This window comes from Vibrio sp. M260112, assembly GCF_036533775.1.
Lineage (GTDB): Bacteria > Pseudomonadota > Gammaproteobacteria > Enterobacterales > Vibrionaceae > Vibrio.
The window spans coordinates 17,655-43,433 of the sequence record NZ_JATABH010000010.1 but is presented as its reverse complement, the minus strand read 5'-3'; the positions used below and the strand labels follow the sequence as shown (position 1 = coordinate 43,433).

Annotated in this window: 17 protein-coding genes; 5 read left to right on the top strand and 12 right to left on the bottom strand. The window is 45.3% G+C overall.

The annotated features are described in order from the left end of the window. Nucleotides 1-57: 57 nt before the first annotated feature. The 9 genes from QTN95_RS06845 to hemL all read right to left on the bottom strand — a co-directional run bounded on the left by QTN95_RS06845 (nucleotide 58) and on the right by hemL (nucleotide 13,939). On the bottom strand, nucleotides 58-1,053 hold the full coding sequence (locus QTN95_RS06845) for an ABC transporter ATP-binding protein (RefSeq protein WP_331416883.1): 996 nt from the start codon (nucleotides 1,051-1,053) through the stop codon (nucleotides 58-60). Between the two features lie 41 nt (nucleotides 1,054-1,094). Continuing rightward, entirely contained in the window at nucleotides 1,095-2,078 is a 984-nt protein-coding gene (locus tag QTN95_RS06840; protein ID WP_138972153.1) for an ABC transporter ATP-binding protein, read from the bottom strand. A gap of 2 nt (nucleotides 2,079-2,080) precedes the next feature. Next, nucleotides 2,081-3,106, bottom strand: a complete 1,026-nt coding sequence (locus QTN95_RS06835) for an ABC transporter permease (protein ID WP_331416882.1) — start codon at nucleotides 3,104-3,106, stop codon at nucleotides 2,081-2,083. 2 nt (nucleotides 3,107-3,108) lie between these two features. Beyond that, nucleotides 3,109-4,095 (bottom strand): ABC transporter permease, encoded by a 987-nt coding sequence (locus QTN95_RS06830; RefSeq protein ID WP_331416881.1) that lies wholly within the window; start codon nucleotides 4,093-4,095, stop codon nucleotides 3,109-3,111. Nucleotides 4,096-4,267: 172 nt separating this feature from the next. Beyond that, on the bottom strand, nucleotides 4,268-5,950 hold the full coding sequence (locus QTN95_RS06825) for an ABC transporter substrate-binding protein (protein ID WP_331416880.1): 1,683 nt from the start codon (nucleotides 5,948-5,950) through the stop codon (nucleotides 4,268-4,270). Between the two features lie 654 nt (nucleotides 5,951-6,604). After that, nucleotides 6,605-9,991, bottom strand: coding sequence for a response regulator (locus tag QTN95_RS06820; protein ID WP_331416879.1), 3,387 nt, complete (start codon nucleotides 9,989-9,991; stop codon nucleotides 6,605-6,607). 209 nt (nucleotides 9,992-10,200) lie between these two features. Next, nucleotides 10,201-11,223, bottom strand: a complete 1,023-nt coding sequence (gene rsmC / locus QTN95_RS06815; RefSeq protein WP_331416878.1) for a 16S rRNA (guanine(1207)-N(2))-methyltransferase RsmC — start codon at nucleotides 11,221-11,223, stop codon at nucleotides 10,201-10,203. 79 nt (nucleotides 11,224-11,302) lie between these two features. Then, nucleotides 11,303-12,388 carry an AI-2E family transporter gene (locus tag QTN95_RS06810; RefSeq protein ID WP_331416876.1) on the bottom strand — a complete coding sequence of 362 codons (1,086 nt, stop codon included), beginning with the start codon at nucleotides 12,386-12,388 and terminating at the stop codon, nucleotides 11,303-11,305. A 258-nt stretch (nucleotides 12,389-12,646) separates the two neighbouring features. Continuing rightward, on the bottom strand, nucleotides 12,647-13,939 hold the full coding sequence (gene hemL, locus QTN95_RS06805) for a glutamate-1-semialdehyde 2,1-aminomutase (RefSeq protein WP_331416875.1): 1,293 nt from the start codon (nucleotides 13,937-13,939) through the stop codon (nucleotides 12,647-12,649). A 252-nt stretch (nucleotides 13,940-14,191) separates the two neighbouring features. Here hemL and erpA point away from each other — a divergent pair, with 252 nt between their 5' ends. The 3 genes from erpA (at nucleotide 14,192) to QTN95_RS06790 (ending at nucleotide 18,996) form a co-directional block, all read left to right on the top strand. Beyond that, on the top strand, nucleotides 14,192-14,533 hold the full coding sequence (gene erpA, locus QTN95_RS06800; RefSeq protein ID WP_006878298.1) for an iron-sulfur cluster insertion protein ErpA: 342 nt from the start codon (nucleotides 14,192-14,194) through the stop codon (nucleotides 14,531-14,533). Nucleotides 14,534-14,785: 252 nt separating this feature from the next. Next, the gene (locus QTN95_RS06795) at nucleotides 14,786-15,868 is read left to right on the top strand and encodes an efflux RND transporter periplasmic adaptor subunit (RefSeq protein WP_331416874.1); all 1,083 of its coding nucleotides are present in this window, start codon (nucleotides 14,786-14,788) and stop codon (nucleotides 15,866-15,868) included. Nucleotides 15,869-15,879: 11 nt separating this feature from the next. Further along, nucleotides 15,880-18,996: an efflux RND transporter permease subunit gene (locus QTN95_RS06790; RefSeq protein ID WP_331416873.1), complete on the top strand. Its 3,117-nt coding sequence runs from the start codon at nucleotides 15,880-15,882 to the stop codon at nucleotides 18,994-18,996. Nucleotides 18,997-19,028: 32 nt separating this feature from the next. Here QTN95_RS06790 and QTN95_RS06785 read toward each other — a convergent pair whose 3' ends face one another. Then, nucleotides 19,029-20,315: a peptidoglycan DD-metalloendopeptidase family protein gene (locus QTN95_RS06785; protein ID WP_331416871.1), complete on the bottom strand. Its 1,287-nt coding sequence runs from the start codon at nucleotides 20,313-20,315 to the stop codon at nucleotides 19,029-19,031. A 129-nt stretch (nucleotides 20,316-20,444) separates the two neighbouring features. Between QTN95_RS06785 and tyrS the strand changes: the two genes are divergently transcribed. Continuing rightward, on the top strand, nucleotides 20,445-21,632 hold the full coding sequence (gene tyrS, locus QTN95_RS06780; protein WP_331416869.1) for a tyrosine--tRNA ligase: 1,188 nt from the start codon (nucleotides 20,445-20,447) through the stop codon (nucleotides 21,630-21,632). Between the two features lie 479 nt (nucleotides 21,633-22,111). On the opposite strand, the gene dacB is transcribed toward tyrS, so the two are convergent. Together dacB and QTN95_RS06770 are read right to left on the bottom strand one after the other, a co-directional pair. Then, complete coding sequence (gene dacB, locus QTN95_RS06775) at nucleotides 22,112-23,542, bottom strand: serine-type D-Ala-D-Ala carboxypeptidase (protein WP_331416868.1); 1,431 nt, start codon at nucleotides 23,540-23,542, stop codon at nucleotides 22,112-22,114. 104 nt (nucleotides 23,543-23,646) lie between these two features. Then, nucleotides 23,647-24,696 (bottom strand): porin, encoded by a 1,050-nt coding sequence (locus QTN95_RS06770; protein ID WP_331416867.1) that lies wholly within the window; start codon nucleotides 24,694-24,696, stop codon nucleotides 23,647-23,649. Between the two features lie 537 nt (nucleotides 24,697-25,233). Here QTN95_RS06770 and greA point away from each other — a divergent pair. Next, nucleotides 25,234-25,707 carry a transcription elongation factor GreA gene (gene greA, locus QTN95_RS06765; RefSeq protein WP_331416865.1) on the top strand — a complete coding sequence of 158 codons (474 nt, stop codon included), beginning with the start codon at nucleotides 25,234-25,236 and terminating at the stop codon, nucleotides 25,705-25,707. The last annotated feature ends 72 nt before the right edge of the window (nucleotides 25,708-25,779 follow it).

The window sequence follows — 25,779 nt, the reverse complement described above, 5'->3', positions numbered from 1 at the left end:
AAATAGGGGGTGATTGAGTTGTTGAGCCAAGAGCTTGCGCTCCTGGCTCTTATGGCATTATTTTTCGTATAGGTAACAACGCACAAAGTGGTTGTCAGACAATTGAGTGACTTCTGGTAACTTCTCACTGCACTTATCAGTAGCGTGTTGGCAGCGTCCGGCAAATGGACAGCCCACTGAGGCTGGTGTCCACAACGGAATCTCGCCTTTGTTACCTTTGAGTTTTTCGTGAATCGACTTACTTGGATCTGGTACTGCTGAGACCAAGAGTTGCGTGTATGGGTGTTGAGGATCGTGGATGATCTCGTCAGTATCTCCCCATTCAACCATGTGTCCCACATACATAACTGCCAGATCTTCGGCAATGTAACGAGCGGTTGCGATATCGTGAGTGATGTAAAGCAGAGACATCTGCTTTTCGAATTTCATCTCTTCCATCAGGTTTAGGACACCTGCACGAATCGATACGTCCAGCATTGATGTTGGTTCGTCGGCGAGCACAACTTCTGCACCTACCGCGATGTTACGTGCAAGGTTGACACGTTGACGCTGACCGCCTGATAACTGGTGCGGGAATTTTTGTGATGTCTCTTTTGGCGGGATCAGACCAACTTGTTCAAGCAGGTCATAAACGCGCTCTTCCAGTTCCTTCTTATTGCCAGGTGACACCTTCTTGTGGATAAGCAGTGGTCGTGCAATATGGTGAAAGATATTATGAGTAGGGTTTAGAGAGCCAAATGGGTCTTGCCAAACCATCTGCACGCCTTCACGGTATGCCATCAGATCCGAACGAGAATCGATGGTTTGAATATCACGGCCTTTGTACTCAATCACACCTGATGTTGGTGCGTACATTTTTGCGATCATCTTCGCTGTAGTGGATTTACCCGAACCTGATTCACCCACCACGGATAGGCCGCGGCTTTTGTACATTTTGAACGATACGTCGTTGATCGCACGCATCATAGGTTGGTTTAAGGCATTACTGTTGATCGGGAAATCCTTTACAAGGTTTTTTCCCTCAACAAGTAGTTGGCCAAAATCTTTGCTCATATTTGTCTCCAGTAATCTTTTCTTTGTTTCTCAGCGTCTTGCTAGAGTTTTCTCTGTGCAATCGGCTCGCCATAGAGGTGACAGTTAGAGAAACGATTTGGCTCAATTTGTCTTAGTGCAGTTGGGACTTGAGTACATGTTTCATGCACGCGGTCACAACGAGCTTGGAAGCGACAACCTTGTGGTATCTCTAGAAGATTAAGTGGGTTGCCTGGAATACCAGTAAGCTTCGTTTTTGGGCCAGTTAATGGAGGGAAAGAGCTACCCAGACCTTTGGTGTAAGGGTGGTAAGGACTTTCCAGAATCTGCTTTGATGGTGCGACTTCAATCAACTCACCGGAATACATGATGCCGATGCGATCTGAGAACTCGACCATCAAAGAGAGATCGTGAGTAATGAACAGAATAGAGAAACCAAACTCTTCTTTTAACGCGTAGATCTTTTGCAGTATTTCACGCTGAACCACTACGTCGAGAGCGGTGGTTGGCTCATCCATAATGATCATTTTGGGATTTAGCGCCAGTGCAATCGCGATAACCAGACGTTGACGCATGCCACCAGAGAACTGGTGAGGGTAGTCATTCAAACGGCTAGGGTGAATATCTACGATTTCAAGCAATCCTTCTGCGCGTTTACGAGCCTGCTCACGTGTCATGTTCGTGTGGCGCATGATTACGTCGCAGAACTGATCTTCCATGGTCAATACTGGGTTAAGCGCATTCATCGCACTTTGGAAGACCATAGACATCTCGCTCCAACGGAACGATTGCATGCGTTCATCGCTGTATTTAAGGATGTCTTCACCATTGAAGATAACCTCGCCACCGGTGATAAACGCTGGTGGCTTATGTAGGCGCATCAGAGAGAAAGCAACGGTGGATTTACCACAACCAGACTCGCCTGCTAGGCCGAATACTTCGCCAGGTGCAATATCAAAGCTGACATTGTTACAGGCACGTACGTCACCTGCATCAGTAATGTAGTCAACGCAAAGGTTGCGGATAGAAATGAGTGGTGCTGTCATGATTATTTATCTCCGCTCCATAGTGCATTTTGTGGTGGCAGTTCTGGCTGACGCTCTTTCTTGTCCTGCTCAGCCAGTTTTTTCCAGCGTTTCATACCTTTGTGAGAGCGAAGCTGCGGGTTCGCAATTTCGTCAACTGCAAAGTTCAGTAGAGCAAGACCTGTTACGAGTAGAGTTAAGGCTGCACAAGGTGCAAGAACTTCCCACCAAGCGCCGATTAGCATTGCTGAAGAGGTCTGTACGTTGTAAAGCATGATGCCCCAACTGATGGTGCTAGGGTCGCCTAGACCTAGGAACGAAATAATAGATTCCATGCCGATTGCGTACATAACCGAACCAATGAAGCTCGCGCCTACGATTGGGATAAGGTTTGGTAGGATTTCAACAAAGATGATACGGAACGATGATTCACCGAGAACTTCTGCCGCTTTTACAAACTCTTTTTCACGTAAAGACAGAGTTTGAGAGCGGATTACCCTTGCCCCCCATGCCCAGGATGTACAGCCGATGATGATGGCAATGGTTAACGGGCCTGCTTCACCGATAAAGGCGGCGAGTACGAACAGTAAAGGATACTGAGGAATAACCAACATGATGTTCATTGCTGCGGTCAGGAAATCGTCAACACGGCCACCGAAGTAACCCGCAGAGATACCAATGACCGTCGCTAGGAAACAAACAGTGATACCTGCGCCGAAGCCAACACCTAGAGAGATACGAGCACCGTAAACCAGTTGTGACCAGATGTCGCGACCCATACGGCTAGTACCCAGTACGTGATCTGCTTTTTTCGACAACAGCATAGTACGGCGATCGGTAGCTAGGTTTTGTGCGATCCAGCCATCTGGATTTGCTTTGGCTGACTTAACGACGAAACCTGGGTATTCATGTGGATTGCCCGTGCGCTTATCTGGCGCGTGTTTGGTAATCAAAGGTGCGGCAATCGCCATGAAAATGAACAGTACAACAATGGTTAAGCCCGTACGAGCGTAAGCGTTACCTAGAATCAGTTTAAATAGATCTTTCATAATTATTTCCCTCCCTTACGAAGGCGAGGATCAAGTACTACGTAAAGCATGTCGGCGATAAGGTTAAATGACAGCATAAACATCGTCATGATGATCAATTGACCCTGAAGAACTTGGTAGTCACGAGCGTTGATAGCGTTAAGTAATACAGTACCTAGACCCGGGTAGTTGAAGATGATTTCAACGATTAGCTGACCACCGATGGCCATACCTAGCGACATTGAAAGTGCAGTAACACTAGGAAGTAGAGCGTTACGCGCTGCGTAGTTGAATACCACACGGTTCTCACTCAGACCCTTACCTTTGGCCATCGTGATGTAGTCTTCTGCAAGCAGGTTGATCATGTTGTTACGCATGTTGACTAGGAAGCCACCAATTTGAATGATCGAAGCACAGAATAGAGGTAGCACAGCATGATATGCGGCATCCTTATAGAACGCCCAGCTTGTCCAATCAGGCACGGTGCCTGCGGTATATGCATAGCCAGTTGGGAACCACTTTAGGCCAATCGCAAAGATAAATAGCGCCAACATTGCGATTACAACTTGAGGCACGGCCTGAATAATAAGCATGCCAGGAGTTACGAAGGCGTCATATTTGCTGCCACGTTTCCATGCAGCAAAGATACCTAGTATCGAACCTATTGAGAATGAGAGGATAACGGCGCTACCAGCTAGGAATAGTGACCAACCAAATGCTCCACCCAAAAGTTTGTTAACAGATAGTGGGTAGAACTGGATTGATGTTCCAAGTTCCCAGCTTAGGATGTTTTTCATGTAGGCGATGTATTGAGTAAACAACCCGCCATCAACAAAGCCTAATAGCTCTTTCATTGCAGCGATACGTTCCGGCGTTACTTGGACCGAAGCGTTAGCAAACATCATGGTAACCGGATCACCCGGCATTGCACGAGGAATAATAAAGTTTAATGTCGCAGCAACTAACAATGCGACCAAATAGAACGACAAACGTCTTAAAAAATAACCCATAACTCACCTTACTTACCCAGATTTTCCCTGTTTCTGGTTTCAGGTCGCTCCTAGCGAAAACAAAATTTAGAGCGAACAATCCCCTGACGACTGGCGCCATATAAAGAACACATCAAAACGTTGGGGGATTTTGCGGCATACAGAGCGTATGCCGCATCGTTAGAACAACTACTTATTTAACTGGTTTTAGGTCCAGTACGTGTAGTAGACGCTCTGGGATACCAGCCCAAATGTTTGGACGGCCTTTTGGATTTTCTTCGTTCCACCAACCAGTGAATCGAGTTGTATTGTATTGGTACATGTAAGCACCAGACATTACAGGAATCGTAACTTGGTCAGAAGCGATGATTTGCTGGATGCCGTGAGCGATTTCTAGCTGCTCGTTCTTATCAGCTGTTTTGTAGAAGCTGTTTAGTAGGCCATCTAGCTTGTCATTTTTGTAGAAGTGCATCGCGAAGCGAGGCATACCTTCACCAGATTGAAGTGCTGAGTTGTAAGCACTGTTCCAGTAAGTGTATGGGTCTGCACCGTGGAAGTAGTTTGTGTAAGCTACGTCGTACGTACCTTCAAGCATTGCTTGGTTGTAAACAGAGAAATCTGGAGTACGTGCTTTCGCTTTAATGCCTACGTCAGCAAGTTGCTCAACTGCAAGTTGAACGGTGTTGTTGAAGTCAGTCCAACCGTTTGGAGATTGGATTAGTAGCTCGAAAGACTTACCAGATGGAGTGTCAACGAAACCATCTTTGTTTACATCTTTAAAGCCCGCTTTCTTCAGTAACTCTTTAGCACCTTCAACGTTGTATGTGTTGTAGCCTTTGTACTTGCTGTGAGTCTTTTCGTCAGACCAAGCTTCGAATGCATAGCCAAGGCCAGATGCGAAGTCGTTCACTGTACCGCCACCGTAGAACGCGATGTCGATAATAGTTTGACGGTCTAGAGCCATAGAGAATGCACGACGGAAGTCTACGTTAGTAAGTGCTTCGTTCTTCGCTGCATCAGGGTTTTTGAAGTTAACAACGAATGCCTGAGTACCTGCTGGCGGGTACCAGTACTGGTGATTAGGGCTTGCCGCAGCGTAAGTACGGTCAATGTCAGGAATGAATGAAGACGTCCAGTCCATTTCACTGTTAACAACTTTACCTAGGAACTGGTCGTTGTTTGCAATTTGAGGAACACGTAGACAGTCAACATCTAGGTTGTCTGCATCCCAGTAATTCGGGTTAGCACACTGGATGTATAGCTGAGCAGTGAACGTATCGATTTCTGTAAATGGACCAGAGCCTACAGGGTTCTCGTTAGTGAAGGTTGAAGGATCTTTCACGTCTTTCCAAATGTGCTCAGGTACAACTGGTACTTTAGCAATTTCGTAAGGAACGTTTGAGTTCGCTTCTGTTAGGTTAAATTTAACTTGGTAGTCATTTAGTTTCTCAACAGAAGATACCCAAGAGTTGATACCGCTTTGGTCTAGCTCTGATTTCTCTTTAACTAGGTTGAAAGAGAACACGACATCGTTAGCATCAAATGTTTCGCCGTCAGACCATTTCACGCCTTTACGAATATCGAAAGTTACGCTCTTTAGGTCGTCAGCCATTTTAAAGTTTTCTGCTAAACGGAATACTGGTGTGTTACCGTGCATTTCGTTGAACACAACTAGAGGCTCGTAGATGAAGTCCCAAGTAGTGTGCAAGTGAGTTGCACCTAAGTATGGGTTAAAGTTACGAACAAAAGTTGTGAACTCTTTAGGGTGGATAGTTAGTTCACTACGTTCAGCGGCTGTTGCTACCGATGCGAATCCGGTAGTTGCTGTAGCAATAATTGCTGTTGCTAGTGCTGTTTTTTTTATGTTGGCAAGCATAGCTGTTCCTTACTATTTGCTTTCATTTCACTTATGGAATGGAATGTCATCAATTGATAAACACTCACTAAGGCCCACCTCTTGTTAATGATTTTCAATCGGAGGTGATATGAAAATCCAGAGTGGCCTGTAGGCCTTAGGCACACTAAGAAAACACCTTAACGTCAATTTTCGCAATTGCTATTCCCGTTAAAAACGTCAAAACCATCACCATCTCCGTTAATACTGTTAAAAAAACCAAATTTGATTAAATTGTAATCACGAAAAGGCCTTTGAAGTGAGTCGCAATAGTCCATGTGCACCAGTTTGTTTGTGAGTGGTTGCTAACTTCATTTTCTTTATTTTATAAGGCTTGCTTTTATGGAAGTAAAATGTGAGATGTGGGTCACTTGGAGGTTTTCTGTTAATTTTTGGGGTTAAATTAAAACTGCCGTCTTGTTGTGATTGGCTTCGCAAACTGAGTTCTTTTTACGCATTGTTGGTGGTTTTGTATCAATTGGGGTACCTGCTAGACAAAAAATAGCGGCTAAATGGCGGCAAGCAATAGGTTGTTTTACGAGTCGTAATAACTGTATTTGAGTATTAATCAAGGCAAAATGATGAGAATCAAAAGCCCGCTTACTGCGGGCTTTTTAGTTTGGCATTGAAGGTGTATTAGCTTGTCAGTAAGTGCTGAAGTTTATCTCTTAGCCCTTCAATATGCGTTCTCTCTGGGCCTTGTTCATTGCAGTGCTCTAGGATGTAATCCAGTGAGCTTAGAACCGTTCTCCAGCGTGGTGTTTTCGGTAGCGTCTCGGCACGTAGATATTTGTCGAGTGTGCGCGTTTGCAAAGTACTGCGGTCGAGATAGACGCGCCATAAACCACTTTGTTCTGCGAACGAGAACTTGGTTTGTCCTGTGACGGACTCCCAGTAGTTGAGTGCGCTTGTCATCGCGTCAACTAACACTTCGCGCATAATATCTTGTTTGGATTTACTGTCTCCGGCAACTCGATCAGCCAATCGCGTAAACTCTCCTCCCAGCTCTTTGAGTTCTTGCAGTTTGGCTTTATCACCTTCAAAGGCAAAACTGGACAACGCTTCAATTGCGCTTTCCAAGTTATTAATGCGGCTTGCATTGATGCTGCCGCCAACGTTGAAGATGTAAATCGAACGCAGGCCTGAACCTTGTGGAAGTTTCAAAATATCCGCAGAAAGGTGCTGTCGGACATCTTCGACGTAAACATCAATCGTACCGCAGTAATGCTCTTGTTCAACATTAAGGAATTTGGGTGCGATAAGTTCGTCAGCGCTTGAGCGTTTTAGCTGTTCGGTGGAACGTTTAAATAGCTTTGAAGCCGCCTCATTGGCAAAGCGAATCTTGTTATCTTCACGAATACAGATGATGGCTTCTGGCGCCGTTTCTAGTTGCTCTAGTAGGCGTCCTTGTGTTTCTAACAGGCTGGCTTCAACCATTGCTCGGTGCTTGAGTTCAAGCTGGAGTTGCTGGTTCTCAAGTCGGCGTAGTTCAGCTTTGCTGGCCGTTAGATGGGCAACGATACGGGCAGCAAGCTCTTGCTTGTTAAATGGTTTCGACAGGTAATCGTTAGCCCCAGCGTTAAACCCGCGAATTCGGTCATCCGTTTGATTAAGAGCAGTCAGCATGATGACAGGCAGGGCGGCATGATCGTACTTTTTACGAACCGTTTCACACACCTGATATCCGCTCATACCTGGCATCATAATATCCAGTAACAGTAGCTCTGGTTTCTCTTTCTCAATCGATTCCAGTGCTTCGTGACCATCTTTAGCCGTGCGTACGCGATAGCCTTCCAGTCTTAGGAAACTATCCAAGACTCTAAGGTTCACGGGCTCGTCATCAACTACGAGTAGCAGAGGACCTTCAGGGTTTTCTGGTAGGCTAACAGGTTCGGCTAACTCTATCTCTCCGCTATCCGGCGCGATAAAGTGGGGCGCTTCATAGTGGTTTGCTTGCTGAATTTGCTCTTCACTCGCGATAGGTAATGTAAAGCTGAACGTGGTGCCAACCATAGGCTGACTACTCACATACAAAGAACCTTGCATCAGTTCGATCAACTGACGACTGATAGACAAACCTAATCCTGCGCCTTGACGGTATCGGCTTGAGTCGCTGCCTGCTTGAATCAGAGGCTCAAAAATATGTTCGAGCTGGTCAGCTGGAATACCTTGGCCAGTATCAACGACCTGAACACGAATATGATCGTCGATAACGTTCGCGGAAATGACAATTTTGCCTTCGCTGGTGTATTTGATTGCATTGCCAACCAAGTTATATAGCACCTGTTCAAGTCTTTGCGGGTCGGCACTGACCCACACGGGTTCACTAGGTACTTGGTTGATAATTCTGATGGGTTTGTTGCCTAGCAGATGGGAAGAAAGCTCAAGTACTAAGCGCGTTGAACCGGATAAATCTACGGCACTGGTGTCGATATCCAAGTTTCCATAACGCATCTTATGGTAATCAAGTAAGTCATCAACCAAGGTAGCAAGACGCTGACCACTGCTGATAATGATATCTAACTGGTATTTGTGTTCTGCTGTGATTGGGCCGTTAGCTCCTGAAGTGAGTGCTTCGGCTATCCCCACCATACCGTGTAAAGGCGTTCGTAACTCATGAGAGGTTGTCGCTAAGAATTCATCTTTGAGTTTATTGGCGAGCTGTAACTCATCATTTTGTTTTTGAATGAGTTTGAGGTTGCTTTCTAGCTCTTCATTTTGCTCTTTGATTAAGAGGATCTTTTCGCGAATTGAGCGTTGCATTCGCTCAAAACTGACCGCAAGACGTCCGATTTCATCTTTACGCTGCGTGTTGATCATGGTGGCATCAAGATCGCCAGCAGATACCTTCTCGGCAGCCCAAGTCAATTTAAGAAGTGGGGATGTGATGAAATTGGACAGGTAGTGGGAGGCCATAACAACCAGTAAGATTGCCGTTAACATCGCGAAAATAAACACAGTTTCAAGTTGATGAATGCGAGCAAAGGCAACACTTTCTGGTACTTCAACGACCAGTGCCCAGTCGATACCTTTAACCGAAATCGGGGCGTAGGCGGCAATGATGGCCTCTTTCTCTGAGTTAGAGTAGGTTCCAAAGCTGGTTAATCCAGACAAGGCGAGCTCCACCACTTGTCGACTTTTATCAATATCTTCCTGCTCGTATGCGAGAGTACGGGATTGATGATCGGCACCAACCAAAAGGGTCTTCATCGAAGGGATGTTTTTGGTATCAGCTATGAGCTTGGTGATGCCGTTATTCGGCAGACGAAACATGGCATAGCTGTGCAGATAACCTTGCTGCACAATGGGTGCGCCTAGCCATGCAACTGACTTGCCTTGCTCTTGGGCAAAATCTGAAATAATAACCGGCGTAAAGTCTTCGTTCGTTTTACGTTTTTCAGTGACCAGATTTCTTAGTTTGGTAAAAGTGTGTCCTAAGTTGGCATCTTTATATTTGCCAGTTAGCAAGTTAGTGCCGAAATTGTCATATTTAAACGCCGAGTAAGTGACGTTTCCTTCTCGATCAACCAATAAGATATCATCGAAATCAGAGCGCTTGAGAAGTTCCAGATAAGCCCAGTGATAGCGTTTATGAAGCAAGCGGTAGCGTTCTGTACCATTAAAGAGGCTAGACTGAGGCAAAATAGAGGTTTTGATTTGATCGCCCGAACCTTGGATATAACGCTTTTGTGCGTACTCGCGTGCCTGCTCAATATCAAGGCCTAAGCTGCCAAATGCGTTGACCAAGCCGTAGAATCGACCACCACTCGCATACGCTAACTCTGAGCGTACAAACCCCATGACTTCCGACTCTTTCGCATATAGGTAGTCAACGACTTGCTGCTGCTTGCTATCGCGAACAGAAACCAAATGCAATGTGCTCTGCTCTTGTAAGTCAGTGGTGTGTGACTGCAAGAAGAAGATAGCGATAACGGTAAGAGGCGTGATACTTAAGACCAGAAATGCCAGCATCAGAGTGTTTTGAAGACGCTTAAATTTCTGTTTCCGATACAACTTAAACATGATCTAACTAGAGTTTCCAAGAGTTCGGCTTAAAGGTTGGGGCCTAAAAACCTGTAAGCGGGATAAAAACGTTATTTTCCTATAGTGACAAAATTAACGAGTTTTTTTACTTTGACAAGTAAGTTGCAAGGAAAGCGTGGAGAAAAGCGCAGTTTTTACTTTGGCAGGGGAGATGTTGCCCAATCCTTGGCAAGAATTGGGCAAGTCGACTACTTCTTAGCGTGATAAATCGCGAATTTATTGGTCTTATTTAGCGTCTCGCAATTACTGAAGGCTTGCTCAATAATCGGCTGATATTTAAGAAAACTATTAGCAACGATAAATAGTTGTCCCTGTGGGTTTAGATATTGTGGTGCTTTTGCCAACAGCGTCTCCGTTGCGCTGTAGCTAGTATCGAGACCAGCATGGAAAGGAGGATTACTGATAATGAAGTTGTAATCCTTGCTGGTATCTGAATAAACATCAGAGGCAAACACACGACCAGTCAAACCGTTAGCTTCGAGTGTGGCTTGGCTAGACGCGACCGCGAGTGCGCTGATATCACACATTTCTAGCTCTATGTCTGGATTAAGGAGCGCCATCACGCTGCCGATGACGCCCGCTCCACAGCCAAAGTCTAAAACCTTGCCAGTCAGATCGGGTAGGGTATCGAGCAGCAGTTTACTGCCAATATCAAACTCTCCGTGACTGAACACGCCCGGTAAGCTTTTAATGGTCAGAGTGCGCTCTTTGTAGTTAACCTGATAGGTTTTATACCATTCATCTAGTTGGAAAGCTGCGGGTGTCTGAGTACATTGCCCCCAGTAGAAAGAACAACGGCGTGCGGAGTCGTATTTGGTAATCGGGCCATAGTCCTTAAACATTTTCTCAATGCTTTTAATACCAGAGCGATTCTCACCCACAACCACGATTTCAGTTCCGGTTCCTAGTTTGGACATCAACATGGCCAGCAGATACTCGGCTTCAGCTTTCGCTTTTGGCCAGTAGAGCAGGACCAAATCTGCCTGAGTTTGTTGTGTGAACTCTGCACCAAAGACACGGGTAATTTGCGAATAGGATTCAAGCTGACGATGATAACCATAGTTAGTGGTAAATACTGTTACAGACTGACAGTGTTTCACCAGTTCAACAGGAAATAGGTCTTCAGCTTCACCAGCAACAAGAACGTGTTTACCTTCGAAGTAAGCAAGTTGTCGCTCGGCAATTTGACTTGGCGCGATATAGGCAGACATAGAGCACTCAGTAGAAAAAAATGAGGGGGGATTTTCGCACAATCCTCCCTCATCTTGAAGTATTAAACCGTTTTGCTGTTTAGCTGCGATCTTGTTGATCTAAGAAGCCTTGAAACTCCTCTTCATAGATGTTGAACAATACCATGGTCACAGCAAAGATGATCGGGCCGTAGATTAGGCCAATTAAGCCAAATAAGTGTAGACCACCTAACAAAGAGAAGAAGATCATTAGCGTGTTCATTCCAGCGCTACCTTGCATTAGGAATGGACGGAGCAAGTTGTCTATCGAACCTACCACAGCTACGCTCCAAACGGTCAGGAAGATAGCCCACGTAGTATCCCCTATGAGGAAGAGGTAGATTGCTGCTGGGATCCAAATGAGCGCAGTACCAACAACCGGAATAAATGAAGCAAAGCCCATCATGGTTCCCCAGAATAGACCTGGGAATCCGGCGAGCCACATACCGAGTCCACCCGCGATACCTTGAGCAATTGCAGTCAGGAATGAACCCATGACGGCAGACTTCGCCACCTGCTCAACTTCATCTAGTAGTTTATCTTCTTGGCTGCGTGACAAAGGAAGGATATGGCGGATAGCACTGATGATCTTATCGTGATCTCGAAGTAAGAAAAATAGCACGAATAACATCAGGAGAAAGTCCATTAGGAAGTTAGTCGCATCACCTAAAATCTTCGCGCTGATACCGACCAGATTACTGCCAAAACTCGTGGCAAACTGAGCGACTTTCTGAGCAATCTCTTGAGGCTCTACCTTATCGAAAGGTAAGTAAGTGTTCGCTAAAGACAAACCTTTCACAACCCAAGGGTGTTCGAAGAGTGTTTGGATGCCCCCTTGAGTGACCCATTGATAAACGTTTTGAGAAAATGCAGAGCCTTGCTGAACGATAGCAGCAAAGACAAACAACAGTGGGACGACAATGATAAAGGTCAACACAATACAGGAGAGCAGAGAAACAACATTTTTATGATTTGGCAGTTTGCTCTCAATCCAATCATGAATAGGGAACATCAACAGCGAAATGATAAACGCCATTACGATCGAATTGATGTAAGGCTCTACCAATAAAAAACACGCGAACGCTGCAGCCAACAGGGCTATCACTAGTACCCAGTGACTGGAGGTGATTTTAATTTTATCTGACACAATCTTGTCCAATTGTTTGACGATGTATCAGTATAATGGCTTTAAAACAGGCAGTTATCAATCAAGAATCAGATTTGTATCAGAGGTGAGTCAAAACATGGGATGCTGTAATAATGACAAAGGCTGCAAGTCAGCATCAAAAAGCAAACCTTCTATACCTTGGTTTGCCTTGGTAATGGCAGGATTGGTTTTGTTAGTCTTGTTTAACTGGCAATAAAAAAGGCTGCTCAATGCAGCCTTTTCCATATGCAGTAGAGGTTAAGCTTGTTGTGCGATGATAGCAAAACAGCGATCTGCCGCTTCCAGCGTTGCTTCAATTTCTTTGCTGCCGTGTGCCAGAGAAGTAAAGCTCGCTTCGAAAGCCGATGGCGCAAGATAAACGCCGTGATCCAGCATTAGGTGGAAGAAACGTTTGAAGCGCTCGATGTCGCACTTAGTCACGTCTTCGTAGCTGGTGATGCTTTCTTGATCGGTAAAGAAGAAACCGAACATTCCGCCAACTTGATTGACGACAAGAGGGATACCGTGGTTGTCTGCTAGTTGCTTAAAGCCATCTGCTAGCTGTTTAGTTTTAGAAGCAAGGCGCTTTTCGTTACCTTCTTGTTTGAGTAAGTTCAGACAAGCGAAACCTGCCGCCATCGCTACAGGGTTACCTGATAAAGTACCCGCTTGGTAAACAGGGCCTGTAGGTGCAATGTACTGCATCACTTCTTTGCGACCACCGAACGCACCCACTGGCATACCACCACCAATAACTTTACCTAATGTTGTTAGGTCTGGTTTGATGTTGTAGTAAGCCTGAGCACCACCTAGAGCCACGCGGAAACCTGTCATTACTTCATCAAAAATCAGCAGCGCGCCTTCTTCATCACAGATTTGACGTAGCCCCTCATGGAAACCTTCCACTGGCGGAATACAGTTCATGTTGCCAGCAACAGGTTCAACGATAATACATGCGATTTCACCTTTGTTTGCCGCAAAGAGTTCGCGCACTGAGTCTAGATCGTTAAATGTTGCCGTTAGTGTGTGCTTGGCGAAATCCGCTGGAACACCTGGTGAACTTGGTTGACCAAGCGTTAGAGCACCCGACCCCGCTTTAACTAGCAGGCTGTCTGCATGACCATGGTAACAACCTTCAAACTTCATGATTTTGTCACGACCTGTGTAACCACGAGCAAGACGAATTGCGCTCATGGTTGCTTCAGTGCCTGAACTCACCATACGAATTTGTTCCATCGATGGGACAAGTTCTGAAACCAGTTCAGCCATCGCAATTTCCATTTCGGTTGGTGCGCCAAAGCTCAAGCCGCGCTGCGCTGCGTCAATAACCGCTTCACGAATTACCGCGTGGTTGTGACCAAGAATCATCGGACCCCAAGAACCCACATAATCAATGTACGCTTTGCCGTCAGCATCAAAAATCAACGGGCCGTCAGCTCGTTCAACGAAAATCGGTGCGCCACCAACGCCGTTAAAAGCACGTACAGGAGAGTTCACGCCACCAGGAATGGTTTGCTGTGCTTTCTCAAATAGATCTGCGGATTTGGTCATGGGATATCCTCTTTTGATTGCTCGGACCAATTTGGCACGCATTGTACCTGTCGATTCCCATACAATAAAACGCTTTGCTGCACATTCTGCGTACTTTCACAGCAAATAAAGAAGAATTGGCATAAAAAGTTGCTTCAAAAGTGGTGAATACTTGAACGCTTCACTCAGGTATTAGATAATCCCCCTAATATTAAAAGATGAAGTTCCAGAAAGTTCAGTCATTCTGGAGCCAAACGACTGAGAGAGATCATCGTGAGCGAAGTAAATATTCCACTAACATTTTCAGATGCAGCGGCTCAGCGAGTAGGTGCATTGATTGCTGAAGAAGAGAACCCGAACCTGAAACTGCGAGTTTACATTACTGGTGGTGGTTGCAGTGGTTTCCAATATGGTTTCACTTTTGACGAGAACGTGAATGAAGGAGACACAACCATTGTCAACAGTGGTGTGACTTTGGTGGTTGACCCTATGAGCCTTCAATATTTAGTTGGTGGCCAAGTGGATTACACTGAAGGGCTTGAGGGCTCGCGTTTCTTTGTGAATAACCCAAATGCGACCACAACATGTGGCTGCGGTGCTTCATTCAGCGTTTAAATATCTCTTTCTAGGCTGCAGTCCCTCTGCAGCCTATCGCCTATCTACTATTGGCTTTTCCTTCCTTATTTATCCAGAAACTGAGACCCCAGATAAATAGTTATCAATGTCATTTTATTTTTAGATGGTTAATTTATATCCTAATTGATACATTCGCAGTAGAACACTGTGAATTGCTATATCCACAACGTGTAGCCGTAAATCGCTGCTGTTGTTTGTTTTGGATGTGATATAGAAATAATAAGGATAGTTATGGCGAGTATTTCTCCTCTGCGTTTTCTTGCGGTTAGACCTTATCTTGTGTCACTGATATTGGTATTACTCCTCTCTCTTTGGTTAGGGGTAGGAATGTTGAAAGCACAAGACACCGCGCCTCACCAAGAGACTGAAGACATTCCATTAGCCAAAGTTCAGTTCACCTCCTTTGTCGCCGAATCCACACACAAAACCATTGAGCTTTACGGACGGACTGCGCCGAATAAAAAGGCCAGACTCGGGGCAGAAATTGCCGGCAAAATCGTCCAGTTAAAGGTAAACAAGGGTGAAAGTGTTAAGCAGGGGCAGGTGATTGCGCTGATTGATAAGGGCGATTTAGAGAGTCAGTTGCAGCGTGCCGAAGCCTTGCTGAAAGTGAAAGAGAAAGAATATAAAGCCGCACAGTCTCTCAAAAGTAAAGGCTTGCAAGGTGAGGTAGCATTTACTACTGCTCAGGCCGGTTTAGTCGAAGCGAAAGCGATGGTGAGCAATGCTCAAATCGCTTTGCGTAATACCTCGGTAAAAGCCCCGTTTACAGGCGTAGTGGATCACCTGTTTATTGAAACGGGTGATTTTGTTGGAGTAGGTGATCCTGTCGCGACATTACTCGATTTAAGCAAGATAGTGATTGAAGCAGACGTGAGTGAGCGACACATTCAAGCGTTAGAGCTTAATCAGCAAGCGAGTGTTCGTTTTATTAATGGTGACCAAACCATGGGGGCGGTGCGTTACATATCACGAGTCTCCTCTCCTGCAACCAATACTTTCCCAATTGAAATTGAACTGGCAAACCCTGGGCAGAAAATCCCTGCGGGTGTTAGTGCTGAAGTGAAACTCAACCTTCAAGACCAGCTGGCAATTAAAATTACCCCTGCAATGCTGGCTCTGGATGAAATGGGCAACTTAGGTGTCAAAACACTGGTCGCTAATCAGGTCAAATTTGTGCCAATAAAGCTGGTTAAAGCGGAACAAGATGGGGTTTGGTTAACGGGACTCGGTGAGCAAGTCGATATCATCACTACCGGGCAGGGATTTGTGCGCGATGGTGATAGTGTCATTGCGATTGAGCAAAACAGATAGGAGCCGACACTATGTATGCATTGATTGATGCGGCTCTATCTCGTACTAGAACCATGATGGTGCTTCTGGTTTTTATTCTATTCGCCGGTGCGGGAACGTATATCACCATTCCTAAAGAATCTAGCCCTGACATTACAATTCCGATTATTTATGTGTCGGTAGGCCATCAGGGGATATCGCCATCAGACGCCGAACGATTGCTTGTTCGCCCGATTGAGCAAGAATTGAGAACCATTGAAGGGGTCAAAGAGATGACCTCTACCGCTTCTGAAGGTCATGCCTCAGTCATGCTTGAGTTCAGTGTTGGTGTCGACCTGAACAAAGCGATGGCTGATGTGCGTGAAGCGGTTGATTTGGCAAAACCCAAATTACCCAGCGACAGCGATGAACCGACGGTCAATGAAGTGACTTTAGCGTCGGAGGAACCTGCGCTTTCAATCGTACTTTACGGTACGGTACCTGAGCGGACCATTGTGCAGATAGCGCGTCAGTTAAGAGATAAGCTGGAAAGTTACCGCCAAATCCTAGAAGTGGATATTGCAGGTGATCGCGAGGATATTGTTGAGATCATTGTTGATCCACTACTGATGGAAAGTTATGGCTTAGATCAGGGGGATATCTACAACCTGATCGCACTAAATAACAGAGTGGTTGCCGCAGGTTTCGTTGATACCGGGTATGGGCGCTTTTCGGTTAAGGTTCCTTCGGTCTTCGATTCGCTGAAAGATGTGCTTGAATTGCCTGTAAAGGTTGATGGTAAGCAGGTCATTACCTTTGGTGATGTGGCAACCGTTAGACGGGCATTCCGAGATCCAGAAAGCTACGCACGGCTAGATGGAAAATCTGCCGTTGTACTGGATGCGAAAAAACGCGCTGGCGAGAATATCATCGAGACTGTTGCGTTAATAAAAGCGGTGTTGGCAGAAGCTCAAACGCGTCCAGATTGGCCGAATAACCTGATGGTCAAATACACTTGGGATCAGTCTAAAGATGTTGAGATGATGCTCAGCGATCTACAGAACAATATCTTGTCTGCGATCATTCTGGTTGTGATTGTCATCATTGCCATTCTTGGTGTTCGTACTGCCTTGTTGGTGGGCATTTCGATTCCAGGCTCATTCTTAACCGGTTTGCTGGTTCTGTCTGTTTTTGGTCTAACCATCAATATTGTCGTGCTCTTTTCACTGATTATGGCGGTAGGTATGTTGGTTGACGGCGCTATCGTTGTGACTGAATTTGCCGATCGACGTATGCAAGAAGGCACGCCAAGAAGGGAAGCTTATCGTGATGCCGCCAAGCGAATGGCATGGCCGATTACCGCCTCCACGGCGACCACACTAGCGGCTTTTGCTCCTTTGCTTTTCTGGCCAGATGTCACGGGCGAATTTATGAAGTATTTGCCGCTGACTCTCATTGCTACTTTGAGCGCATCTCTAGCGATGGCGCTACTATTGGTGCCTGTTTTAGGCAGTTTAATAGGACGACCTCAGCATGTTACTAAGGCGCAACGGGAGAAAATGGTTGCGCTACATGATGGCGATTTTTCTAAGGCAACGGGTATCACTAAGCTCTACTTCCATACCTTAGACATTGCGATAAAGCACCCGTTCAAAATCCTCATTAGCGCTATTTTGCTTGCGATTGGCGTTGGTTTTACCTACGCCAAAGCAGGTTTGGGGGCGGAGTTTTTCCCCGAGGTAGATCCACCATTTTTCACGGTTAAAGTTCGATCTTATGGTGATCTTTCCTTGGATGAGAAAGACTTGATTATTCGTGATATTGAAGCGGTAATGCTCAATCATGATGAGTTTGAGAGTGTTTACACTCGCACTGGTGGTGATGATGAAATTGGTCAGATTCAGATTACTCCTGTTGATTGGCAGTATCGCCGTAAGGTCAAAGAGATAATAGAGGAACTCAAGCTCCAAACGGATGGTTATGCTGGTGTCGAAATTGAGTATAAATTCCCTGATGCTGGTCCACCGGTTGAACATGATCTGGTGATAGAATTATCGGCTCGGATCCCTACTGAATTGGACGCGGCGGCTAAAAAAGTTAGGCATTGGGCTGACAATTATCCGGCTTTTACCAATCTCAGTGATACGTCAAGTAAAGACGGCATAGATTGGCAGATCGACATTCGTCGTGATGACGCATCTCGTTTTGCTGCCGATGCTACTTTAGTTGGCAATACCGTCCAGTTTGTGACGAATGGTCTGAAAATCGGTGATTATCTGCCTGATGATGCCAATGAAGAAGTCGACATTTTAGTTCGTTATCCGCAGGACAAGCGCGACATAGGTCGTTTTGATCAGCTTCGAGTCAAAACTCAAGCTGGCTTAGTTCCTATCACTAACTTTGCGACTATCGTACCTGAGCACAAACAAGACACGATACGACGCATTGATGGGCATCGGGTCACCAATATTATGGCGGATATGAAAGAGGGTTATAACTTGGCTCTCGAGTTGCCCAAAATAAATAAAGCGGTCGCTGAGCTCGGTTTACCTGATGGTGTTGAGTTTAAAATTCGTGGGCAGAATGAAGAGCAAGAAAACTCTTCTGCGTTTCTACAAAATGCCTTTCTTGTGGCATTGGTGGTGATGGCGCTTATTCTGATTACTCAGTTCAATAGTTTCTATCAGGCATTCTTAATTTTAAGTGCTGTACTATTTTCAACCGTTGGGGTGTTTGTTGGCTTGCTAATATTCCAGAAGCCATTTGGTATCATAATGTCTGGGATAGGGGTTATTGCGTTGGCTGGCATTGTGGTCAACAACAATATTGTTTTAATCGATACCTATAACCAACTGCGTCATCGTGGCTTAGATAAGCGAGAAGCAATACTGCGAACTGGAGTTCAACGTTTGCGACCGGTGATGCTGACGACGGTAACGACGATTCTTGGCTTACTGCCGATGGTACTGGAAATGAACATCGACCTGATCAACCAAAAAATTGAATTTGGTGCACCCAGTACCCAGTGGTGGTCGCAACTCGCCACGGCGGTTGCTGGTGGCCTAGCGTTTGCCACTGTGCTCACTCTAGTATTGACTCCGTGTCTATTAATGCTGGGCAAAGAGCATAAAGTGGAAGAGCAGGGTAATAGAGTTATTGAAGCCGATTAATGACAAAGGCCCGGATTATCCGGGCCTTTGACTTATGGTGTAGCAAGTAACTCACCGTAGCGATTCAGTTTATCTAATCTGATCTTGGCGTTGGCAATGAAGGTCGCCTTGTCTGAACCTGTGAGTGATTTAGACTGTGGCAATTTGACCGTTCTGGCGTTTTTGTGGACGCCATTAACTAGAAACTCATAGTGTAGGTGTGGACCAGTGACACGACCTGTGCCTCCAAGGGTACCGATTGTCTGGCCTTGCTTAACCCTCTGGCCGGTTTTCACGGTACGTTTTGTTAAGTGGAGATACTTAGTGATGTAAGTATTGCTGTGCTTAATAAAGACGTAGTTGCCGTTGAACTGGTTGTAGCTAGATTTTTGCACAATACCGTCACCCGCAGCCCAAATAGGCGTTCCGACAGGTGCAGCATAGTCTGTTCCTCGGTGGGCAACGACTTTGCCCGTCACTGGATGGCGTCGAGTCGGGTTAAAGTTAGATGTCACACGACGGAAATCAAGGGGAGAGCGCAAGAATGCCTTCTTCATTGCACGGCCATTTTCGTCATAGTAGTTGCCCGTTTTATCATCCAAAATGGCTTTGAATGTATCCCCTTGGTTGGTAAATACCGCTGCAATGATCTTTCCTCTTCCGATGACTTCTCCTTCAACCACCTTCTCTTGATAGAGAATCTTAAAGTTGTCACCACTACGAATATCCAACGCAAAGTCGATATCCCAGCCAAAAATACCGGCTAACTCCATAATTTGGTTTGCGGTTAAACCGGCATTGACGCCTGCATTCCAGAAGTTTGAGGTGATATTCGCTTCAGCGTAGTTGTATTGGTAAAACAGTTCTTTTTTGTCAAATGACGATCGATAACCTGCTTCGGATTTAGTCACTAGAAAGCTCTCATAGGGGCTGAGAGTTCGTTTAATCTGTATCAACTCATTGTCGGTGTCAAAGCCCAGCTCGAAGGTGTCTCCCGGTCTCACTCGAGTCAGTTGCGTCTCAATGTCCTTATTGGTCGAGGTCAGTTGATAAAGCAAACGAGATGATAGCCCAGCACGTTGAAACAGCAGAGCCATACTGTCACCAGATCCAATGGTGTGTTTTTCCCAACGTAAAACGGCAAGTGGGGAAATGGACTCTTGCTGAGAAAGTTGATCGATATTCAGCGTTAAAGGGTAAGCTTTACCCACTTGATAGTTGCTCTCTTCCTGGCGGAGATCGTTAGGGGCAGGCAGAAATAGCGCGATGACAATTAATGCGCTGAAAGAGGTGATAAGGGCTCGATGAATCCAAGGTAGTCGAGCAAAAAGAGACAACATCGTATGTCCGTTCTAAAAAATTCAGTAAAAAAGCTCAGCTGTTTAGTCTAACTGGTTTCAAAAAGCATCGCTATTCAAGTAAGATGGCAAACTAACAAATTTTTGCCAAATCTGTGGGAGTGAACAAGAATGGCGAGCATTGAAGCTGCACTAGCGGAGATTAAGCGCGGTGTTGATGAACTGATTCCAGAAGAAGAACTGATTGCTAAGTTGAAAGAGGGGCGTCCTCTTCGCATCAAACTGGGTGCCGATCCAACGGCTCCTGATATCCACCTAGGCCACACAGTTATTTTGAACAAGCTACGTGCGTTCCAAGAACTTGGCCATGATGTGACGTTCTTAATCGGTGATTTCACTGGTATGGTTGGTGACCCAACAGGTAAGAACACAACTCGCCCACCTCTAACTCGCGAAGACGTACTGCGTAACGCAGAAACGTATAAAGAGCAGGTGTTTAAGATTCTTGAACCAGCGAAAACTAAGATTCAATTTAACTCTGAGTGGCTTTCTGAGCTAGGTGCAGAGGGTATGATTCGCCTTGCTGCAAATCAAACGGTTGCTCGTATGCTGGAACGTGATGATTTTAAAAAGCGTTACACTGGTGGTCAGCCAATTGCTATTCATGAGTTTATGTATCCACTCCTACAAGGTTATGACTCAGTAGCAATGGAAACAGACGTTGAACTCGGTGGTACTGACCAGAAGTTCAACTTGCTGATGGGTCGTGAGCTGCAAAAAGCACACGGTCAGAAGCCGCAGGTTGTTTTAACTATGCCTCTTCTTGTTGGTCTAGACGGCGAGAAGAAAATGTCTAAGTCTGCGCACAACTACATCGGTATTAGCGAAGCACCAAGTGAGATGTTCGGTAAGATCATGTCGATTTCTGATGAATTGATGTGGAACTACTACGAGCTGCTCTCTTTCCGTCCGCTTGAAGAAATCAACGAACTGAAAGCGGGTGTTGAAGCGGGTAAAAACCCACGTGATGTGAAAGTTGCTCTGGCAAAAGAGATCATCGCTCGCTTCCATAGCCAAGAAGATGCAGATGCGGCTGAGCAAGAGTTCGTTAACCGTTTTGCGAAAAACCAAATTCCTGATGAGATGCCAGAGTTTGAGTTTGAAGCTGGCCTGCCAGTGAGCAACTTACTGAAAGAAGCAGCATTGTGCGCTTCAACTTCAGAAGCAATGCGTATGGTTAAGCAAGGTGCGGCTAAGATGGATGGCGAAAAAGTGGCAGACGCTAAGTTTACACCTGAAGCAGGAACTTACGTGTTCCAAGTTGGTAAGCGTAAGTTCGCTCGCGTGACAATTAAATAGTCACTGCCTGAAATTATCGTGAATTAAAGCGCCTTACTAGGCGCTTTTTTTATGTTTGTTATCAAACTTATAGTCTGCTCAAATGTTATGCGTTTTTGTTTAAAAATGACTGATTTTCTTTGATGACTCTGGTACTATGCGCACGCTGCCAGTATGGCAGCTTATTCGGAGACTTTTATGAACAATATCGACCATCCTCCTAGTATGAGAGGGGAAAAATAAACCGCTTCGGTATTGTCGTCTCACGCCTCTACCTAAGTGGTAGAGCATCCTTTCTATTGAACTGTATCCTCACGTTTTTCTCCTCTAAATTCTAGAATCAACACAGTATCTCTCTAGCTTCTTTGGGCTGGTGAGACTGCGTCTTGTGCTTGTACACCACTGTGTTTGATGGTCGTTACCTACTGCCAATCGGGAGATTCGCCATGACGGTAATGAGCAATACTTACATTGAAAACACACCGCACTTTTCTCGTGAATTACTTTTTGGGCATTGCCTGACTAAATTTCACCACATCTTGATAGAACAATGTTTCAAACTTAGTGATAGGAGCGACGGTCGGTTGAGCGTCGCTCTTCGTTTTTGGTGGATGATAGTCAGCGACAAACTGAACAAACAAGGTGCTAGGTTTACCGTTATTATCTAAACCGTAACCCGCCATATTGTAGCTTCCGTAGAGGGAGCCACTCTTGGCAATCAACTCTCCTTTGATCGGTTCCTGGCGCATACTTCGGCGATATTTTAGCGTGCCGTTAGTTCCTGCCTTTGGCATTAAGTCGATCAGTCCCAGTTGATCATCATGTTTCCAGATATAACGTAAAACGGCGGCCATATTTTGGCTGGTAAAGCGATTGTTACGTGATAAGCCTGAGCCGTCTGCCATTGGCGTTTGTTGTAAGTTGATGCCGGTTTTAGCGAAGAGGATCTGTTTGATTGCTTCAGTCCCATTACCAAAACTGCCTGACTGAACAAAGAACTTGCTACCAAGAGTCTTCGTTAGGTTGTCGGCAATCAGGTTATCTGACTGTTTGAGCATTGTTTCGAGCAATTGAGGGAGTGGAGAAGATTGATGGCTTGCTAATGCTTGACCTTGTCGCTGAGGTACGCCCACTTTGATGTCGCCAATAAGTTCAATGTTTAGCTGACTGAGCAGTGTATGGAGTATACGCTGCGTGTAAAGAGCAGGATCTTGAACGGCGAATTTGAGCGGTAGAGGTTGGCTACGGCTTTGTAGGCACCCTTGTAACTGATAGTGGTTGTCTGGTGATGAGAGCAGCTCTAAATCGCATTGAGCGCTCTCTTGTTCAGCTTTAGAAACGGTTTTTGCTAGTGTGGTGACATAAATAGGTTGATGTTCGGGTACATAGACGCGAGTTTTGCCGTCTTGCTGAGTGTATATAGAAGCCTGAACACAATTTCCGTCAAGTGAGATGGCGCTCGCTGGTGCGCTATAGCAAACGCCAAGAATGTCCCAAGGCCAGCCAACCGCACGTTCGTAACCTGTAAAAGCACTATTATCTAACAACAGGTCACCTTCGATTCGCTTTATGCCTTTGCTACGAGCCTGAGATAAGAGTTGTTTTAGATTATCTGTGGTAAAGGTTGGATCGCCACTAAAACGAATCACAACATCCTGACCCGCCTGTTCTATCGCGGTGTGGTAGCGAAACTGATCACCTAACTCGAGTTTTGCAGCAAGAGCGGTCACTATTTTTAATGTGCTGGCTGGTGGAAACAGTTGATCTTGGTTTGCTGAACCTTGGTAGCTCTCTTGACTCTGTAAGCTCTCGACGCGCAATGCCGCTCGGCTACCTGAAGGTAATTCGTTTAATGGCGCATAAGCCGATACTTGCGAAGAAAATAGACCTAAAACCCATAGTAGGGATGAGAAAAAAATTGAGCGTTGCATAGTAATGGGTATCGCAAGTCGTGAGCCAGAAGAAGAGTATAGCGAGTAAAAAAAACGCCCGCTATAGAGCGGGCGTCTTAGATTCTTGACTTAAGGTCAGGAAATTAGAAGTCGTAACGTAGACCTAGAGCGATCTCATCTTCAGCGTCTGCTTTAGTGATACCTTTAGCAGCATCAACATCTAGCAGGTTGAAGTTGTACGATACGTAACCACGGAAGTTAGGCTTGAAGTAGTAAGTTGCATCGATTGCAACGTTGTCTGCTTCGTCAGCTTTAACTCCAGCGTCTTTAGACTCTAGGTAGTTGTATGTTGTTGTGAATACAGTTTGGCCCATAGTGTAAGCCGCCGCGAATTCGTAACCAGTTAGGTCAGTTTTGTTGCCAGTTGCTTTGTCTTTGTCTTGACCGTCAACGAAAGTACCTGCGAAGTATAGGTCGTTGATTGCGTAAGAAGCAGCAAGCATGTACTGGTTACGCTCAGTAAGTTGGTCGAACTTATTTTCCGTAACAGTATCAAGGTACTGGTTACCGTCTGCGTAACCTGCACCTAGTTTAAGGCCAGTTTCGCCGATTGCGTAGATTGCAGATAGAGAGTAGCCGTCAGCATTGTTGTCGCCGTAGCCATCTACACCGTTGTTTTCTGCATCAGCAAAACGGTAGCTCGCTTTAACGCCTAGATCAGCAAATTGGCCTTTGTAAGAGATCATGTTGTCTGAACGGTCAGCTACAGAAATTTTGTATGCAGCAGAGTTACCGTGGTAAGCCATGATATCGGTAAAGTCAGTGATTACACCTAGTGCACCGTCGTTTTTACCGTAAGTGATTTCACCAAATGCGCCACCTAGACCAGCGTATGCGTAACGGTTTGTTAGGCTATCGCTGTTGCTGTCAGTACCTTGACCGTTTTCAGCAGTAGTGAATTCGCCTTCGTAGAAACCAACACCGTATAGGCCGTCAGTGATCTGAGCTTTACCTAGGAAGTTTAGACGTACACGAGTTTTGTCTTCTGCTTTGCCATCTTTAAGAGATAGACGCGCTTCAGCACGGCCGCCCATTTCGATAGAGTTACCGTCTTGGCTGTAGATTTCTGCCGCGTTTGCGCCAGTTGCCACTGCTGCAGCTGAAACTGCTAGAGCAATCAGAGTTTTGTTCATCTTATTAGTCCTAATTTACTGTCCATAAATAGTTGTTATGCGAGTGATGACTCACTTGAGTCAATCCTCTTACTATTACCGCAATGAATCAATGCTCATATGTAAGACTTCTGTCAGAAATACTTTGCACTTGGTATTCACCGAGCGAGTAATTGGTGAGCATTGTTGTACCGCTAAAGTTCCGCCTATTGGTAGTAAAACGATATAAAACAGTTTTTTGAACACTGTTTTATTTTGGATTAAAAAATATCAAAATCATGATTATTAAGGTTTTTTTCTTGTTGTTGAATTTGTTGTCATTAAGAAAAATTTTAGTTTTTTTTATTAACTTGCGGGGTGTTTGAGTGTTTTTAGGTAACGAAAAATAATGAGTAAATCGCTGTGTAAGCACTGTTTTTTTTGAGCGATGGATTTAAGATGATTTAGTCTCCAAGTTTGTTTACACTAAGAGAAATTGATTAGTTAGCTCACTACCTAGTCCAGTGTGGATTAGGTAGTTTTGTTTTGTCCAAAGATTGCTTTGGAATGAGGTACATAATGGAAAAAGTCCCAATGACGTTGCGTGGCGAACAGAAGCTGCGTGAAGAATTAGAAAGACTATTGAAGCTTCGCCCAAAGATTTCTGAAGCGATTGCTGAAGCTCGTGAGCTTGGAGATCTTAAAGAAAACGCTGAGTACCATGCTGCACGTGAAGAGCAGGGTATCTGTGAGGCTCAGATTCGTGATATCGAATACAAACTGTCGGTCGCACAGGTAATCGATGTGACTAAGATGGACAATACTGGCAAGGTTATCTTTGGTTCGACGGTGACTTTGATCGATTGTGATACTGAAGCAGAGAAAACTTACCAAATCGTCGGTGAAGACGAAGCGGATATTAAAGCTGGTCGTATCTCTGTAAGTTCACCGATTGCACGCGGTTTGATTGGTAAGATGGAAGGTGACGAAGTCGTTATTTCTACACCAGGCGGCGACCGTGATTTCGAAATCGATAAAGTTAAATATATCTAAGTTCAGAGATGTGAGAGCATTTCTTTAGAACAGAGATAGCAAAAAGGTCGCAGTCGCGACCTTTTTTGATGT

What these genes read in the sequence shown, in the direction of transcription:
- QTN95_RS06785 (WP_331416871.1), bottom strand. Translation starts at nt 20,315, where the DNA reads ATGTTGTCTCTTTTTGCTCGACTACCTTGGATTCATCGAGCCCTTATC.
- QTN95_RS06795 (WP_331416874.1), top strand. Translation starts at nt 14,786, where the DNA reads ATGGCGAGTATTTCTCCTCTGCGTTTTCTTGCGGTTAGACCTTATCTT.
- QTN95_RS06770 (WP_331416867.1), bottom strand. Translation starts at nt 24,696, where the DNA reads ATGAACAAAACTCTGATTGCTCTAGCAGTTTCAGCTGCAGCAGTGGCA.
- QTN95_RS06790 (WP_331416873.1), top strand. Translation starts at nt 15,880, where the DNA reads ATGTATGCATTGATTGATGCGGCTCTATCTCGTACTAGAACCATGATG.
- QTN95_RS06840 (WP_138972153.1), bottom strand. Translation starts at nt 2,078, where the DNA reads ATGACAGCACCACTCATTTCTATCCGCAACCTTTGCGTTGACTACATT.
- QTN95_RS06820 (WP_331416879.1), bottom strand. Translation starts at nt 9,991, where the DNA reads ATGTTTAAGTTGTATCGGAAACAGAAATTTAAGCGTCTTCAAAACACT.
- tyrS (WP_331416869.1), top strand. Translation starts at nt 20,445, where the DNA reads ATGGCGAGCATTGAAGCTGCACTAGCGGAGATTAAGCGCGGTGTTGAT.
- QTN95_RS06835 (WP_331416882.1), bottom strand. Translation starts at nt 3,106, where the DNA reads ATGAAAGATCTATTTAAACTGATTCTAGGTAACGCTTACGCTCGTACG.
- hemL (WP_331416875.1), bottom strand. Translation starts at nt 13,939, where the DNA reads ATGACCAAATCCGCAGATCTATTTGAGAAAGCACAGCAAACCATTCCT.
- QTN95_RS06845 (WP_331416883.1), bottom strand. Translation starts at nt 1,053, where the DNA reads ATGAGCAAAGATTTTGGCCAACTACTTGTTGAGGGAAAAAACCTTGTA.
- greA (WP_331416865.1), top strand. Translation starts at nt 25,234, where the DNA reads ATGGAAAAAGTCCCAATGACGTTGCGTGGCGAACAGAAGCTGCGTGAA.
- rsmC (WP_331416878.1), bottom strand. Translation starts at nt 11,223, where the DNA reads ATGTCTGCCTATATCGCGCCAAGTCAAATTGCCGAGCGACAACTTGCT.
- QTN95_RS06830 (WP_331416881.1), bottom strand. Translation starts at nt 4,095, where the DNA reads ATGGGTTATTTTTTAAGACGTTTGTCGTTCTATTTGGTCGCATTGTTA.
- dacB (WP_331416868.1), bottom strand. Translation starts at nt 23,542, where the DNA reads ATGCAACGCTCAATTTTTTTCTCATCCCTACTATGGGTTTTAGGTCTA.
- QTN95_RS06825 (WP_331416880.1), bottom strand. Translation starts at nt 5,950, where the DNA reads ATGCTTGCCAACATAAAAAAAACAGCACTAGCAACAGCAATTATTGCT.